Below are 501 nucleotides of genomic sequence, written 5' to 3' on the forward strand. Positions count from 1 at the left end.
CGTGAAAGCCACCGCGCCGCGGATGAGCCGCAAGGCTCCAAACTCCGCCTGCGCCGGCTGCGACGCGACGATGGCCGCTTCATCATCCACAATGACCGGCGCGAGATGTACGAGGCCGCGCGCGCGCCCGCCCGCGGTGAATGCGGGATACATGGAACCCTCGTCGCGCAACTCGACGGTGACGAAGTACAGCCCCGGCGGCAGGTCGGCGGGGATGGGCAACATGGCCTTGGCCTGCGCGCCCGTCAGCGCGACGGTGGTGAACGGCAACGGCAGCGCCGTATCGCGCAGCGGCGTGGCGAGTCGGAAGGTGGCCTCGACGTTGCGCTTCAGCGCCCATGCCGTTTGCACCGTCAGCGTCTCGCCGCGCCGCAATCGGTCGGCGCTGTAGCGCACTGCGCGCAGCTCGCCGGCCTCGCCGAAGCGCACCACGTCATGATGCGGAAAGGCGAGGGTATCGAAGTCGGCGTTGAGCGGGAGAGGCGAGAGTGGAGATTGGAG

General features: G+C 69.3%; 1 protein-coding gene. It reads right to left on the minus strand.

Translation table 11 applies throughout. The annotated features are described in order from the left end of the window. The coding region (locus NZU74_20930) for a hypothetical protein (GenBank protein MCS6883786.1) at window positions 1–501 on the minus strand (501 nt) is incomplete at both ends.

The sequence above is a fragment of the Chloroflexaceae bacterium genome (genome assembly GCA_025057155.1).
Taxonomy (GTDB): Bacteria; Chloroflexota; Chloroflexia; order Chloroflexales; family Chloroflexaceae; genus JACAEO01.